General features: G+C 41.5%; 15 protein-coding genes. 4 read left to right on the top strand and 11 right to left on the bottom strand.

Translation table 11 applies throughout. The annotated features are described in order from the left end of the window. Positions 1 to 3: 3 nt before the first annotated feature. Together AC3CIA_RS03490 and AC3CIA_RS03485 are read right to left on the bottom strand one after the other, a co-directional pair. A complete protein-coding gene (locus AC3CIA_RS03490; protein ID WP_488518515.1) occupies positions 4 to 2,307 on the bottom strand; it encodes a hypothetical protein in 2,304 nt (767 codons plus the stop codon). Beyond that, positions 2,297 to 3,523 (bottom strand): site-specific integrase, encoded by a 1,227-nt coding sequence (locus AC3CIA_RS03485; protein ID WP_372137098.1) that lies wholly within the window; start codon positions 3,521 to 3,523, stop codon positions 2,297 to 2,299. The genes AC3CIA_RS03490 and AC3CIA_RS03485 overlap by 11 nt, the downstream gene beginning before the upstream one ends. Before the next feature lie 318 nt (positions 3,524 to 3,841). Here AC3CIA_RS03485 and AC3CIA_RS03480 point away from each other — a divergent pair, with 318 nt between their 5' ends. Further along, positions 3,842 to 5,083, top strand: coding sequence for a diguanylate cyclase (locus tag AC3CIA_RS03480; RefSeq protein ID WP_054548041.1), 1,242 nt, complete (start codon positions 3,842 to 3,844; stop codon positions 5,081 to 5,083). Positions 5,084 to 5,208: 125 nt separating this feature from the next. On the opposite strand, the gene nqrM is transcribed toward AC3CIA_RS03480, so the two are convergent. From nqrM to bolA, 9 genes are all read right to left on the bottom strand, one after another. After that, positions 5,209 to 5,463: a (Na+)-NQR maturation NqrM gene (gene nqrM / locus AC3CIA_RS03475; RefSeq protein WP_004735214.1), complete on the bottom strand. Its 255-nt coding sequence runs from the start codon at positions 5,461 to 5,463 to the stop codon at positions 5,209 to 5,211. Positions 5,464 to 5,479: 16 nt separating this feature from the next. Then, entirely contained in the window at positions 5,480 to 6,484 is a 1,005-nt protein-coding gene (locus AC3CIA_RS03470) for an FAD:protein FMN transferase (protein ID WP_146457511.1), read from the bottom strand. Between the two features lie 174 nt (positions 6,485 to 6,658). After that, positions 6,659 to 7,885, bottom strand: coding sequence for an NADH:ubiquinone reductase (Na(+)-transporting) subunit F (gene nqrF / locus AC3CIA_RS03465; protein WP_004735212.1), 1,227 nt, complete (start codon positions 7,883 to 7,885; stop codon positions 6,659 to 6,661). A 29-nt stretch (positions 7,886 to 7,914) separates the two neighbouring features. Then, the gene (gene nqrE / locus AC3CIA_RS03460; protein WP_004735211.1) at positions 7,915 to 8,511 is read right to left on the bottom strand and encodes an NADH:ubiquinone reductase (Na(+)-transporting) subunit E; all 597 of its coding nucleotides are present in this window, start codon (positions 8,509 to 8,511) and stop codon (positions 7,915 to 7,917) included. Between the two features lie 7 nt (positions 8,512 to 8,518). Continuing rightward, the gene (locus AC3CIA_RS03455) at positions 8,519 to 9,151 is read right to left on the bottom strand and encodes an NADH:ubiquinone reductase (Na(+)-transporting) subunit D (RefSeq protein WP_004735210.1); all 633 of its coding nucleotides are present in this window, start codon (positions 9,149 to 9,151) and stop codon (positions 8,519 to 8,521) included. Then, on the bottom strand, positions 9,151 to 9,918 hold the full coding sequence (locus AC3CIA_RS03450) for a Na(+)-translocating NADH-quinone reductase subunit C (protein ID WP_004735209.1): 768 nt from the start codon (positions 9,916 to 9,918) through the stop codon (positions 9,151 to 9,153). The genes AC3CIA_RS03455 and AC3CIA_RS03450 overlap by 1 nt, the downstream gene beginning before the upstream one ends. Beyond that, positions 9,908 to 11,152, bottom strand: a complete 1,245-nt coding sequence (locus tag AC3CIA_RS03445) for an NADH:ubiquinone reductase (Na(+)-transporting) subunit B (RefSeq protein WP_004735208.1) — start codon at positions 11,150 to 11,152, stop codon at positions 9,908 to 9,910. Before AC3CIA_RS03445 ends, AC3CIA_RS03450 begins: the two co-directional genes overlap by 11 nt. 5 nt (positions 11,153 to 11,157) lie before the next feature. Next, positions 11,158 to 12,498 (bottom strand): Na(+)-translocating NADH-quinone reductase subunit A, encoded by a 1,341-nt coding sequence (locus AC3CIA_RS03440; protein ID WP_488518514.1) that lies wholly within the window; start codon positions 12,496 to 12,498, stop codon positions 11,158 to 11,160. Between the two features lie 521 nt (positions 12,499 to 13,019). Then, positions 13,020 to 13,328, bottom strand: a complete 309-nt coding sequence (gene bolA / locus AC3CIA_RS03435) for a transcriptional regulator BolA (protein WP_017079929.1) — start codon at positions 13,326 to 13,328, stop codon at positions 13,020 to 13,022. Between the two features lie 175 nt (positions 13,329 to 13,503). On the opposite strand from bolA, the gene AC3CIA_RS03430 reads away from it, so the two are divergent. The 3 genes from AC3CIA_RS03430 to AC3CIA_RS03420 all read left to right on the top strand — a co-directional run bounded on the left by AC3CIA_RS03430 (position 13,504) and on the right by AC3CIA_RS03420 (position 15,840). Beyond that, the gene (locus AC3CIA_RS03430) at positions 13,504 to 14,655 is read left to right on the top strand and encodes a methyltransferase (RefSeq protein WP_004735205.1); all 1,152 of its coding nucleotides are present in this window, start codon (positions 13,504 to 13,506) and stop codon (positions 14,653 to 14,655) included. Positions 14,656 to 14,722: 67 nt separating this feature from the next. Then, positions 14,723 to 15,292 (top strand): YajG family lipoprotein, encoded by a 570-nt coding sequence (locus AC3CIA_RS03425; protein ID WP_017074206.1) that lies wholly within the window; start codon positions 14,723 to 14,725, stop codon positions 15,290 to 15,292. Further along, the gene (locus tag AC3CIA_RS03420) at positions 15,292 to 15,840 is read left to right on the top strand and encodes a peptidylprolyl isomerase (RefSeq protein WP_054548043.1); all 549 of its coding nucleotides are present in this window, start codon (positions 15,292 to 15,294) and stop codon (positions 15,838 to 15,840) included. The genes AC3CIA_RS03425 and AC3CIA_RS03420 overlap by 1 nt, the downstream gene beginning before the upstream one ends. Positions 15,841 to 15,876 lie beyond the last annotated feature (36 nt).

Here is a 15,876-nt window from a genome sequence, read left to right as displayed (position 1 = left end):
TAATCAGCCAAATACACTCACCACCACACCGTTCCTGAGAGACTTTTCAAACATTATCAATCCAATTTTTTGACTATCTTTCGATAATTGACTTAAAGTATGCTCTATCCACTCTACTGTAGGTAATACTGTTTTATAGAAGTATTCTGGTTTTTTAGATAGTAGCTTCTTATAATCTTTCTTAAATTCATGTAAATAATTATTCATCTTCCATGCTGTTATTGGGCTATCTATAACATACAAATGGGAGAAACCGGTATTATCATCAGTACCTTGGTGTACAAACACACCAACTTCATTCATTTTCCCTTTCTTCTTACCGGTAACGACTTTAAGCCTTGCTAACATCTCTTCGGATCGGTAAGAAATATTTTCCGTTACGACCATAAACTCGCTATTAAACTCCTCGACTACCTCTTCTCTATTGTTCGGAGGCAATTTGTCAAAATTCAAATCGAAAACATTATTTATAAGATCTAACATTACCTCTCTGGTAATACGACCTGACGAATTTATCCACGCCTCATTTTCACTATTTAAGTAATTTTCTTTTTCAGTTCTATTAGTGTGGGAGTTTCTATTTACCAAGTAATTGAGCGTATAAGGATCACTATATGCGTGTACGGCACTGTTTTTTATCATTTTTAGACCAAAAATCACCGATGGACAAGTTGTTCCAAATTTATTAACTATCTGAGTTCTTTCTCGATTTGAAGTGCTAACTGGATTAGATATAGAATTATAAATGTACTTCCCGTTCCCAAGTAACTTTTCCAATGCTCTGGGAATGACCAGTGGTAAATTATCTAGCTTTAAATGTTGTTTAATTAGGCTAACTTGTATGGAATTCGTTGTTAGTAAACCATAGAGGCTACCATTTAATGAGTTTAATCCCATCAAAATAGAGGATTGAGCCTTTCTTACACACAGAGGGCTTCCTTCTTTTTTCATTGATAGATAAGTAACAAGAGCTTTACCTTCAAGGGTTTTAGTCGATAATGAGCGAATAGTACAATACACTTTAGCTCGACTCTTAAAGTACTTGCATTCAATTTCTCTTATTGCCCCACCGACTTTTAACATGCGGAATGAGTTATGGGTTAGTTTTGGGATATCATATGGTTGGACTGTTAAAGACGCCATCAGCCATGAAAACATTAACTCATCGAGAGCAGTAGTTGGACAAGAGAAGTCATTTTTACTAAGCTCCCTCAGTACCTCCAAACTAAAAAGGTTACCTGACTCTACTTGTGAAAAGTTATCTGCACAAAAGCTAATACTCACCTTTTTTTTATCTCGATTCTTATTGAGAAAAAGATCATTACAATATTCTTGAGAAATTAAAGAAAATTTAATTCTTTCAAATGACTTAAAGCTATTTGCAGTTGATAATAAAACAATTTCTAACGCACCATATAACCTTGGATTTGGGTTTATTGATTTGTGATAAAATGAAATAATTTTATATAGTAAGAGTCCAACAAACTCCCTTTTTTTTGTATGAGATAAATCTTTAGGGAGAGTAAATTCCGAAACTTTAAAATCAAAAAGTTTGAAAAAATTATGTAATTCAAGCTTGCTCTTGTACAATTCAAGAATAATATTGGATGCACTCAAACTCAACGATTGAACCGTAAGTTTCGGAGAGGCTAATATACTATATAAATCACTTCCAATTCCTACATCACTCCGCCTTAACCAATCGATCCCCCCAAAATAAGTTGCTAAAGACTTATGCGACTTATTCAAATTCGGGCTAACTCTCGTCTTCCTCAAATCGTGAAGGTACCGCAACTCTTCTGAGGTCAAATACTCATAAAGTTCTATTGAGCGATCTAATGCATGTGTAAATATAGTTTTTATAGAGAGCAAGGCACTAGACCCGCCATGATTATCAAATAAATCGAAATGATATGCTTCATAATTCTTTAATACATCATAACGGTTATCTATTTCTGTCTCGTTTAACCAATCAATAAATCGAGGAACTGCCGAACAGAATACATCGACCGACGATATAGCTGCTGATTTATCATAAAATGAATAATTATACGCCGCAATAACTAGCTTATATAAAGCTTCTTTCTCTGGGCTTTTGCTATCAGTCATAATTATTTTTAGCGGAGAAAATTTTTGCCTACTGCGAGATCTAATGATCAATGTTCTCGTGCTAAGTGGGTATATTGATTCTCTGATAGACTGATTACTACGAAGCTCAGCTTGCAGCTTTTGTTCGTAATAATCACTGTCTCGTGGGGCATCACGCTCAGGGTTTGGGTTTGGGTTGCCAACCCTCTTATCCCTCATTGGTCGCCTTTAATAAACTATCTATATGCCCACACGAATGTATGTAGGTTTTAGTCGTTTGGTTACCATATTTAGCATCTACTTTATGTCCCATGAGCCTTGCTGTCTCAATATAAACTGCAGATTCAGTAGTAATTGAATCATAAATCTTCCCCCTTTTCCTACACTCTTCGTAAAAAATGTCTGTTCCAAAGGAGTGCCGTAAATGATGGTAAACAGCACCTTTCTCAAGAGTTTGAAATCCCCGATACATATAGGGCTTATCTTTCATATCTTTAATCATTTCGTTCAATATTGCATGAAATGTATCTGACGGAAATCTCGATGATATACAGTTACCTTTGGAACCATTATTAGAATTTGATACAAAAAGGTGATTAGAATCACTTTCTGGCCTCTCTGTATCATAATAACGTTTCATCTTAATCAATAATATTCTTGGTATGTATAATGTTCTAGAGCGCCCATTTTTGGTGTATATGGAGGACAAATGATATTCAAATTCATCCTTCTCTGTTTTTTTTTCCAATTGGGAGAACAAAGTCAAAAGACCGCTATGTTTGTTTTTATTGGTTATGAAGTCCTCCAATAAAAATCCTCTATTCTCACTAGCCCTACAACCTAATTCCCCACCATTTCGTAAAACAACTTCTTCAAGCAACGTCGCGGCTCGACGATAGAGCAACTCTCTTGTTGCCGGCAAGAGGTACTTAACCAATAGGTTTTCTTTATTGTTAGATCTCGCTAGTTCTCTGTGAGAAGAGAATATAAAAATATTTTTATAGGCATTCCCAAAAAAATAATGCAACCAGTTGTAGTAACTCCTTAACGAGTAAACAGCTCTGTTTACAACAACCTCACTCTTACCTTGGCTACAAATCAGGTAATCGTTAATGTAGCTATTAATAAGTTCACTGGGCATTGCAGTATGATTCGTCAAGGATAATTGACTTCCAGAAATATTTTGTTCTTCAACCCACTCCAAAAATAATCCTATTTGATTAGATCGTACATATTGTCCATTTGTGCCTATTTCAACTTCTTCAAAACAGTGTTCAGTTTTGGATAAAATTCGATCAAATTTTGACTTCAACTCTATAGACACACCCTTATGAGTTGTATAGCGAGCATACAAAGAAGGCAAGAGTATAGGTGTATTAGAATCATCCAAATAAATCCAGTGACCATTAAAAACTTTGTCGCTGATTCTCTGCATACACTCTCCTACACAAGACAATACCTCAAAGTTTAACAGTAGCAGAGAACCGTCTACTTACAACCTGCTACAAATGCGCAACACCCTCAAGTTTAAAAACAATCCATATCAACATGGATTATTTTTCTAACTTTCTCTTCGCCCGCACTACACATTTAGGAATAACTCAACCTTACAACTGTATCTATGAACAGTATAATCAATTATTCCTAGATTTAAAATGATCTGGAGTCCAGCTCAAGAGGTTTCTCTTCAATAGCCGCCTACTATTCTGATAGTATTGTTAAGGAGTATTTAGTCTATAAGTAGGGATAGCTTTTGAGTGAGAAAATACTAGTAGTAGAAGACAGTCGTGCATTCAGAAACTACCTGTACCAGCAATTTAAAAATGATGGCTATGATGTTTCACTGGCTGAATCTGTAGCAGAAGCCAAAGCTATCTTAGAGCAAGAGACGGATTTCTTGTGTGCGGTGCTCGATTACTGCTTACCCGATGGCCAAGATGGTGAGATCATTGATTTGGTACTCGGCTATCAACAAAAAATCATTGTGCTCACGGGCATGTTCAACAACACACTTCGAGAGCAAGTACTCGCAAAAGGTGTGCTTGATTACATCCTCAAAGACAGCATGTCGTCAGTTAGTTACTTACTTCCTCTGGTTAATCGAATCTCGAATAACCGATACCATAAAGCTTTAGTTGTTGATGATTCTGCTGTGGTTCGTCGATATGTCGTCCAACTTCTTGAGCATCAATATATTCAAACGATTCAAGCGGAAGATGGAGAGCAAGCACTAGAGCTCCTCCAAAACGATCCTGATATCACTTTTGTCGTTACCGACCATGACATGCCGAACAAAGATGGCATTTCGATGACCCGTGATATTCGAGTCCAACACGATCGTAATCAACTCGCTATTCTCGGCCTATCTGGCAGTGATGATCGCACAATGACTGCTCGCTTCCTTAAAGCTGGCGCCAACGACTTCCTTTATAAGCCATTTAACCAAGAAGAATTTTTCTGCCGTATTCACCAATTACTCGACATGAAAGAAGCGACCAACGAGCTGTTTCGTCATGCAAACGAGGATGCTCTGACCGGACTTTGGAACCGTCGCTACCTATTCAATAAAACATGTAAAGGCTGCGAACATCGCAGTATCGCCATGATGGATATCGACTTTTTTAAAAAGGTGAATGATACCTACGGCCACGACGGTGGTGACGCGGTATTAATTGAGATTGGTAAAATCATCAAAGAGCACTTTAAAGATGATTTAGCGGCTCGCTTCGGTGGCGAAGAGTTTTGCATTCAGTCATGCGAACCATTTGAAGATTTTATAGAGACCTTGGAGTCGATGAGAGTCGCAATTGAAAATCATGAAGTGCAGCATGATTCACATGTGATTAAAGTGAGCATGAGCATTGGCGTGACCGACCAAGAAGGCTCTTTAGACGAGCAAATCAAAGCAGCAGACGAGCTACTTTATACCGCGAAAAAGCAAGGTCGAAACCAGTTGATATGCGCTCGTAATAACCTTCAACGCGTTAATGAGTAACTCCTGTTTTCCTAGAGCACGAATCGAGTCAGCCTTTAAAATGAAAAGCCCAAGGTGTTAACCTTGGGCTCTTTGTTTTTTGAGGAGCAGGTTTCGCTCCTAATCGTTATTGCTGCTAATCGCAATTAAGCAATACGATCTTTATTCCAAGAAGCTTCTTTTTGCTGACGCTCAGCCAGTTTCTCTTCGCGGTACGCTTCACGTGCTTCACGCTTTTTGCGCGCATCACAAGGTTCAGGACAGTTACATACTTTATCAATACCAACAGCACCTAAGCCACCACAGCTACCCTTCACAACTTTCTTTTGGATAATATAGCCAATAGACATCGCTGCGATTACTGCAAGAAAAACACCAAATGTAATCAGAAATGTATTCATAATTCTCTCGCTTACCTTATTTACCTAAGTATGGCTTAAATGCTTCTGAAGCAATTTCTTTAAAGCCATCTGCTGTTTTAACCACCATAAACGCTGGGATGTTATGCTGGTTAGCGATTTCCATTCCTCTTACTTCACCTAAGACCATAAGGCCTGTAGATAAGCCATCTGCAGTCATTGAAGACGGGTTTAAAACGGTTACAGAAACCACTTTATGATGAAGCGGCTTGCCTGTTTCAGGGTTGATGATGTGTGAGTAACGAACACCATCGCGCTCAAAATAGTTACGGTAGTCACCAGATGTTGCGATCGCCATATCACCCGGCTCGATGATCTCTTGAATGTTGCGCTCGTCGACAGTTGGCTTCTCTATGGCGATACGCCAACCCACACTTTCACGGTTTAAACCCTTCAAGCGGATTTCACCACCTACTTCAACCATGTAATTATGAATACCAATTGAATCAAGGTAATCAGCAACGACATCCACACCCCAACCTTTTGCGATAGTTGAAAGGTCAACATACAAGTTAGGCAAGTCTTTGCTTAGCTTATTACCTTCAACGCTTAAGTGATGAATACCAACCTTAGCCTTGCGAGCCGCAAGCTCTTCATCTGATGGAACCACTTCAGGACGAGCTTCAGGACCAAAACCCCAAAGGTTAACTAATGGTCCAACCGTAACATCCAATGCACCTTCAGTAAGACCGTTCAAACGAATCGCTTCTTTCACAACAATAGCTGTTTGTTCAGATACTTCGAATGCATCGGCACCTTGATGCTGGTTAAAACGGCTCAGTTCTGAGTCCTCACGGTAGGTCGACATTTGATCATTCACTTCTTCAAGCAGACGGTCGATCTCGGTATGAACTTCGTTAGACTCAGGAAATTCATCACCATTGATGTACTTAATATTGTAACTGGTACCCATTGTAGGGCCACTTAAATGCACTTGCTCTCTTGCCTGATCACAGCCCGCAAGAAAAATCAAAGAAGTTAATGCAACAAGCCAAATTCTCACTTGCTTACTCCTGTTTAAGGTTAAGGATTTATATAAGGAAAAATAAGAGTAAAAAATAGGTATTTTGAATGCCTTACTCTTTCTTATATAAGCCAGTTTGTTGTGACGAGTAGTCTTAGAAAAACAAATGGCTGACTCGTAAGAGTCAGCCATAATATCAATCACTTAAATGGATTAACCACCGAAGTCATCTAGTAGAATGTTTTCATCTTCTACACCAAGATCTTTCAGCATGCCGATAACAGCCGCGTTCATCATTGGTGGACCACACATGTAGTACTCACAGTCTTCAGGAGCTTCATGATCCTTCAGGTAGTTTTCGTACAATACGTTGTGGATGAAACCTGTGTAACCATCCCAGTTGTCCTCTGGTTGAGGATCAGACAGTGCACAGTGCCACACGAAGTTCTCGTTTGCAGCCGCTAGGCCATCGAAATCTTCAATGTAGAACATCTCACGCTTAGAACGTGCACCGTACCAGTAAGACATCTTACGAGTAGAGTTAAGACGCTTAAGTTGGTCGAAGATATGTGAACGCATTGGCGCCATGCCCGCACCACCACCGATGAATACCATTTCATTGTCTGTGTCTTTAGCAAAGAACTCACCAAATGGACCAGAAATAGTACATTTGTCGCCTTCTTTAAGAGACCAGATGTATGAAGACATCACACCAGGAGCTACATCAGGGTTATTTGGCGGCGGAGTTGCGATACGCACGTTAAGCTTGATGATGCCTTTCTCTTCTGGGTATGAAGCCATAGAGTAAGCACGAATCGAATGCTCTTTAACGATAGACTCGTAACGGAACAAGTTGAACTTATCCCAGTCACCACGGTATTCGTCAGGAATATCGTAATCTGCGTATTTCACGTGATGTGGTTCAGCTTCAATCTGAATATAACCACCCGCGCGGAATGGAACTTCTTCACCTTCAGGGATAGCAAGTGCTAGCTCTTTGATGAAAGTAGCTTCGTTATCATTAGAGATAACTGTACATTCCCACTTCTTAACACCAAAGATGTCTTCGTCTAGCTCAATCTCCATGTCAGTTTTCATAGCAACTTGACATGCAAGACGTTCGCCTTCGCGAGCTTCGCCTTTGGTGATGTGATCAAGTTCAGTTGGTAGGATGTCGCCACCACCAGACTTAACTTTTACACGACACTGACCACAAGAGCCACCGCCACCACAAGCAGACGATACGAAGATACCAGCGCCAGCTAGGGCACCAAGTAGCTTGCTACCAGGTTGAGTAACGATCGCCTTTTCAGGGTCGCCGTTTACAGCAATAGTGATGTCACCTGATGGTACTAGCTTAGACTTAGCGAAAAGAATCACTAGTACTAGAGCCAATACAATAATGGTAAACATCGCTACGCCAAGAATAATGCTTTGCATTTGTTATTCCTTATTACTGGGTGCTTACCCTACAGTTGAACACCAGAGAAAGACATAAAGCCTAACGCCATCAGACCAACAGTAATGAACGTGATACCAAGGCCACGTAGACCTGGAGGTACGTCAGAGTACTTCATCTTCTCACGGATACCCGCAAGAGCAACGATAGCTAACATCCAACCCACACCAGAACCGAAGCCGTAAACAACAGATTCAGCAAAGTTGTAGTCACGAGTTACCATGAAAGATACACCACCAAAGATTGCACAGTTAACTGTGATCAATGGAAGGAAGATACCTAGTGCGTTGTACAAAGGTGGGAAGAAACGGTCTAGAACCATCTCTAGGATTTGTACAAGTGCAGCGATAACACCGATGAATGCGATGAAGTTAAGGAAACTTAAATCGACACCGGCAACAAGTGCATTTTCTTTTAGGATGTGTGTGTAAACAAGGTTGTTTACAGGAACAGCGATTGTAAGTACTACAACTACCGCAACACCAAGACCAAAAGAAGTTTTAACTTTCTTAGAAACCGCTAGGAATGTACACATACCTAGGAAGAAAGAAAGCGCCATGTTTTCGATGAAAATCGATTTAACTAGCAGACTAATATAATGTTCCATGACTACCTTACCCCTTCGCTTCTACTTGTTCTGGTTTGAACACACGAATTGCCCAAATCAAGAAACCAATTAGGAAGAATGCAGAAGGTGCTAGAAGCATCAAGCCGTTTGGCTGATACCAACCACCGTTGCTCACTAGAGGTAGTACTTCCATACCAAATAGTTTGCCAGAGCCTAGAAGCTCACGGAAGAAACCAACAGTGATAAGAACGAAACCGTAACCAAGACCGTTACCAAGACCATCGATGAAAGATGGGATTGGCGCAGACTTCATTGCGAATGCTTCAGCACGACCCATTACAATACAGTTAGTAATGATTAGGCCAACGAATACAGATAGCTGCTTAGAGATATCGTATAAGTATGCTTTAAGCACTTGGTCTACCACGATTACTAATGATGCGATAATTGCCATCTGAACGATGATACGCACACTGTTAGGAATGTGGTTACGGATCAAAGAAACGAAGAAGTTAGACAGAGCAGTAACGAACATTACCGCGATAGTCATAACAAATGCAGTTTCTAGCTTAGTGGTTACCGCAAGAGCAGAACACACACCAAGAACCTGTAGCGCGATTGGGTTGTTATCCAACACAGGCGCTAAGATGCTCTTTTTAATTTCTTTTGCACTAGACATTAGTTCAGACCTCCGTCACGAACTTTTGCTAGGAACGGACCAAAGCCCATATCACCTAACCAGAAGTCAAATGTATGTTGAACACCAACGCTGGTCAGTGTTGCACCAGAAAGGCCATCTACACCGTGCTCAGAACCTTGAGGAGCGCCACCTTTAACAACCTGGATAGCAGGTTTGTGGTTTTCGTCGAATAATTTCTTACCAACGAATTGAGCGCGCCAAGTTGGGTTCTCAACTTCACCACCAAGTCCAGGAGTTTCACCTTGCTCGTAGTAAGTGATACCAGAAACTGTGTTGCCATCAGTTTCTACCGCAACGAATGCGTACATCATTGACCATAGACCGTTACCGTGAACAGGGATGATAACTTTAGAAGTTTCAGCGCCATCTTTCACTAGGTATACCGTACCCGTGTTAGCACGACGAATGATCTTTGCGATGTCATCTTCAGCTGAAAGCTTGATTGACTGAGCAGGATCTTTTGCCGCTTTACGTTGGTCGTATGCAGCAGCGTCGCCGTCAACGAAATCGCCAGTAGCGAAATCGACTAGACGAGGTTCGATGTTCTCTGCGTACAGTGCTGGGATATTACCCGCAAGTTCAATGCCCGCAACTTCAAGGATCTTAGTTTGCTGATCCAGAACTGCGTTAGCTTGTTGCTTAGGTTTAAGAACAACTGCAGCTGTTGAAACGATGATTGAGCACACTAGGCTCAATGCGATAACAACAAACAGCGTCTTTTTAATGCTATCGTTATTACTTGCCATAGCGCGCTAGTCTCCGCTTAATGTTCTTCTCGATTACAACGTGGTCAAACAGAGGAGCAAATAGGTTTGCGAATAGAATCGCAAGCATCATGCCTTCTGGGTATGCAGGGTTAACTACACGAATCATTACACACATTGCGCCGATTAGGATGCCGTACCACCACTTACCTTTATTGGTAAATGAAGCTGATACTGGGTCAGTCGCCATGAAGAACATACCGAATGCGAAACCACCTAGAACTAGGTGCCAATGCCAAGGCATGCTGAACATTGCATTAGTGTCAGAACCAATCACGTTAAATAGTGTTGATACTGCAACCATACCGATCATTACACCCGCAATGATGCGCCATGAAGCAATGCCCATGTAAACAATCATTGCTGCACCAATCATAAGTGCAAGCGTTGAAACTTCACCGATAGAACCTGGAATGTTACCAATGAATGCGTCCATCCAAGTGATTGCTTCACCTGATGTTACGTTCATTAGTGCACTACCGCCGCCTTGAGCCCATTGGCTAAGAGCAGTTGCACCAGAGAAGCCATCTGCAGCAGTCCAAACTACGTCACCTGAAATCTGTGCAGGGTATGCAAAGAACAGGAACGCACGACCAGCAAGAGCAGGGTTCAAGAAGTTACGACCCGTACCACCGAAGATCTCTTTCGCAACAACAACACCAAAGGTAATACCTAGTGCTGCTTGCCATAGAGGAAGCGTTGGCGGAACGATAAGCGCAAATAAGATAGAAGTAACAAAGAAACCTTCGTTGACTTCGTGCTTACGCACCATACAGAACAGTACTTCCCAGAAACCACCAACGATAAATACCGTTGCGTAGATAGGTAAGAAGTAAGTCGCACCCAAGAGCATCTTACTGCCCCAACCTGCATCGGCCCCTAAGGAGGCTCCAAGCATTTCGGTTAGCCAGTAGTGCCAGTTACCATCAATGATAGAAACTAGTTCTGCACCTGAATACATGTGGTTTAGTGCTGCGATAGCCTGACCACCTGCGTTGTACATACCCCAGAACATTGCTGGGAATACCGCAAGCCAAACCATGATCATGATACGTTTTAAATCAACGCTATCACGGACATGCGAGCTTTTCTTTGTAACAGTACCTGGTGTGTAGAAAAGTGTTGCTGCTGCTTCGTAAAGCGCAAACCACGTTTCGTGTTTACCACCTGGTTCAAAATGATGCTCGATGTCTTCAATAAACTTTTTAAGGCCCATGAAAATTACCCTTCCTTCACAATTGTATCTAGGCATTCACGAAGTAACTGACCGTACTCGTACTTACCAGGACATACAAAGGTACACAGTGCTAAATCTTCTTCATCTAGCTCTAGCGCACCAAGTGCTTGTGCACTATCAACGTCACCAGCGCATAGATCGCGAAGCAGCAAAGTAGGCTCCATATCTAATGGCATTACTTTCTCGTAGTTACCAATTGGAACCATAGAGCGATCGCTACCGTTCGTTGTCGTTGTCATGTTGAACAACTGACCTTTAAACACGTGACCAAGGAATGAACGAGTAACAGAGAACTTGTTCTTACCAGGCATAGCCCAGCCGAATAGCTCTTTATCACGACCTTCACGAAGAACCGAAACTTGTTGATGGTAACGGCCAAGGTAAGCATGTGGACCTGAAGCGTGAACACCAGATAGCACTGAACCTGAGATCAGGCGAACTTCACCTGGCATCAACTCGCTGTCCGTCAACTCTTCAAGGCTAGCACCAATTTGAGTACGAACTAGACGAGGGTTGTTAACTACTGGACCAGCCAGAGAAACAACGCGCTCAGAGTAAATCTCACCAGTAAGGAAAAGCTTACCGAATGCGATCACGTCTTGGTAGTTAATGCTCCACGCTACATTTTGTGCATTTACCGGATACAGGTAATGCATATGCGTGCCTGCAAGACCTGCAGGGTGTGGGCCATCAAAAACATGTTCTTCAACGTTTGACTGAGCTGAACGAGGTAAGCTAGTACCTTTTTTACAAACGTACACTTTACCGTTAGTCAGAGTTGAAAGAAGATCTAAACCAGCAACGAAAGCATCAGAGTGCTCGTTAATGATTAATTCTGGCTCAGCTGCTAGCGGATTAGTATCCATAGCAGTAACGAAAATAGCCTGAGTTTCAGAATCAACTGCTGGAACCTTGCTGAACGGACGAGTTCGCAAAGCGGTCCATGCGCCAGACTCAACTAATTGAGCTTTAACCGTTTCACGGTCAAGGCCTACTAGTTGGTTAGCTTCATAGCTATTGAACGTGATTTGCTCATTGCCTGCTACTTCAATCACTACTGATTGAAGAACACGCTTAGCACCACGGTTCACTTCAATAACTTTACCGCTTGCTGGAGAAGTAAATACAACACCTGGGTTCTTTTTATCTGCAAAAAGAACTTGGCCTTTCTTCACTTCATCACCAACGCGAGCATGCATCGTAGGACGCATACCAACGTACTCTTCGCCAAGCAAGGCGACTTTAGTGATGGACTTACCATCATTAATCACCTGGGATGGAGTTCCTGCGATAGGAAGATCCAAACCCTTCTTTATTGTAATCATACGCACTTGCACTACTTTATCGGGAAAAAGATTCTTTTAATTGCGTAAATTCAGGACGTTTTAAAATCGCCCTTAGACACGACATTACAGTGTCCGGTTTTGGTAAATTTGAGATACCAAAATCGCAACAATACATTAATAAACTCATCACAAGAATTATGTGAGATTTATCAGGTGCCATATTCTAGCATTTTTTGACAACTTGATGCCATGACCAATAACTTGAATACGGCCTTTATTTGGTGAGATTTGAAGCATATGGACTCTCAAATATGTATAAATTTGACGAGCCGCACAGATAGAATGGCTTTTAGAACGTGTTTTAAACAAGAGATTAATACTCTGTCACAAACTAATATTTTACGTGTTATGTTGAAACACTGTTAATAAAAACATTACTCATTGTAGGTATTTTCGCTAGGTCAATTTACCATCAGCTTGAGTGATATAACAACAGAAAACAGATAGATTTTGAGACAAAAGAGGCGGTCTAGCCGCCTCTTCTATATGGGTTAATTATCTTACTTACCACCACCCATACACATCGGGCTATCTGGCACGTTATTTAGCTGCTTCATCCATTCATCTTTTGTATAAGTGTGAATGGATAGTGCGTGAATATTATTCGCTAACTCTTCTGATAGTGCTTTATTCACCGCTCTATGACGAGCAATAAGACGCAAACCTTCAAACACATCGCTGACAACAATCACTTTAAAATGACTCTCAGAACCAGCCGGAACATTGTGCATATAGCTCTCATTCACCACGTTTAAATGACTTGGTGAAAACTCATTGTGCAATTTTGTTTCGATAACTTCTTGGATCATCGTGATTCCTTAAATAGCGTATTGGCATTATCTGTCGCTCCAGTATAAACCCTAACTAACCGACTGTCTGAGTATTTCATCGCTGACTCGAGGGGTTTAGTCGAGTTTTTTATATCTTGTTCAGGCTGCATTTGAGACAATATCTTTGTTATTTCTTACATAAGTATCTCAAGCAATGAAAACTGAACTTACCCTTCACGATAGAACTTTAACCCTAAATCGTTTCCCCAACCGTTCAAATGAAACCCTTCAAGCTTGGGATGCCGGCGACGAATATCTGATTAGCCATGTTGAAGAGATGAACCTTGAACCTGGTAAACACATCCTGATCATGAACGACAGTTTTGGTGCCCTATCCGCTTGGTTCTCCAAAGATCATGACGTGACCATGATGAGTGACTCTTTCATTTCTCATCGCGGAACGCTAAAAAACTTACAGCGCAATCAAAGTAACCGAGTGAACTTCTTGAACACGATGGATGATATCCCACACGGTATCGACCTTGTGATCATGCAATTGCCAAAAACCAACCGCCACCTAATATGGCAATTGAGCCAGTTGCGCCAAGCATTACCTGAAGGTTGCCAAGTGATTGGTGTGAATAAAGTAAAAGAGATTCACACTTCAACACTGAACCTGTTTGAAAAATATCTGGGTGAAACCAAAACCTCTCTGGCTAAGAAAAAGCATCGTCTTGTGTTCTCTTCTCCAAACTGCCAACCGATTCAAACAGTAGAACCTTATGTTGAATGGGACGTAGACGGTGAAGATATCCGCCTGAAAAATTTACCAAATGTTTACTCAGGGGAAGCACTCGATCAAGGCGCTCGTTATATGCTAGAGCACATCCCTCAAGATCCTGAGCTACGTCATATTATCGACTTAGGCTGTGGCAACGGTGTATTGAGTGTAAAAGCTGGGCAATTGAACCCACAAGCTCGTATCACCTGTGTGGATGAAAGCTTTATGGCGGTGGAATCGGCGCGCCAAAACGTCAAGGATAACCTTGGTGAAGAAGGCAACTTCCAGTTCATCGCCAACAACTGTTTAGATGGCTTCAAGAAGAACAGCACTTACTTAGTTATGTGTAATCCTCCGTTCCACCAGCAACAAGCGATTACAGACCACATTGCATGGCAAATGTTCTGTGATGCAAAGCATGTTCTAAGCAATGGAGGCAAATTAATTGTTATTGGCAACCGCCACCTCGGATACGATGTCAAACTAGCAAGATTATTTGGTGAAGCGAACGTCGAAACGCTTGAGTTGAACCAAAAATTTGAGATATTACAGGCAACAAGAGAACCTGCTAATTTTAATAAATAGGCAGTAGACTGCTTCATAAGAATTTAAAATACCGAGCTTCTGGTGTGAATTTAGAAAGGATAAAGGAATGAAAAAACTGATTTTGGCTGCCTCTATTATGGCTTTAACAGCATGTTCAGCCCCTCAGCAAGAACAGATCAATGTAATGCCAGAAGCTTCGCTAAGCTCAAGCAACCTTGTACAAGGCAAAACATACACACTAACCAGTAAAGATGTTCGTGCAGCTCAGTACGTAGCATTAGTTGATAGTGGCCGTTCAAATATCCAGCCGATTCACGCTAAACAGAACATGCGTATTTCTCTAGAGGACGCATTAGCAAAACAACTGGAATCCCAAGGTTTCCGCGCAAGCGTAAACAGTGAAAACTCAATTGTTTTAGAGATTCAAGAAGCACTTGTTACCGTAGAACACACCATTATGGAAAACCAAATGGACGGTAAAGTCACACTTGAAGTTACCGCTGAGACACCTGAAGGTAAGCTGGTAAAAACATTCAACGGCACTGCAACTCGTACCGGAGCATTAAGCGCTTCAAACGACGACATTTCAATGGTTCTAAACGATGTGATCAACTTGGTTCTTACTGAAATCGCGAACGACCCTGAACTACAAAACTACATGAAGGAACGTTTCTAATGAGCCGCATTCTAACTTCTATCGCATTAATGCTGGTTAGCGTAAGCGTTTGGGCTGGCCCTAAAGTGAACGTAGAGACAACATTAGGCGACTTCACTATCGAGCTGAACCAAGAGCAAGCACCGGTTAGTGTTGATAATTTCCTTAAATATGTCGCAGACGGCAGCTACGAAGGCACTATCTTCCACCGAGTAATTCCTGGCTTCATGGCTCAAGGTGGTGGCTTTGACCAAGATATGAATCAACAAGCAACTTATGCTCCTATCAAAAATGAAGGCAGTAACGGTCTAAAGAATGATACAGCAACGATAGCAATGGCTCGCACTAATGCGCCAGATTCTGCGACTCGTCAGTTCTTTATCAACTTTTCGGATAACGACTTCTTGAATGCAAAAGGTGGTAACCCGGGCTACGCTGTTTTTGGCACGGTAACTGAAGGGTTTGATGTCGTACAAAAGATGGCAACCATTCCGACTAAGCGAATGGGCCGCATGTCCGATATTCCAGTCGACCCTATCATCATCAACAAAGTAACACTTCTTAAGTAATCTCATACAGCGCCCTTAACCTCTTAAGGGCGTTTT

Source organism: Vibrio sp. QJM3NY_27, assembly GCF_057785955.1.
This window is presented reverse-complemented; position numbering and strand designations above follow the sequence as displayed.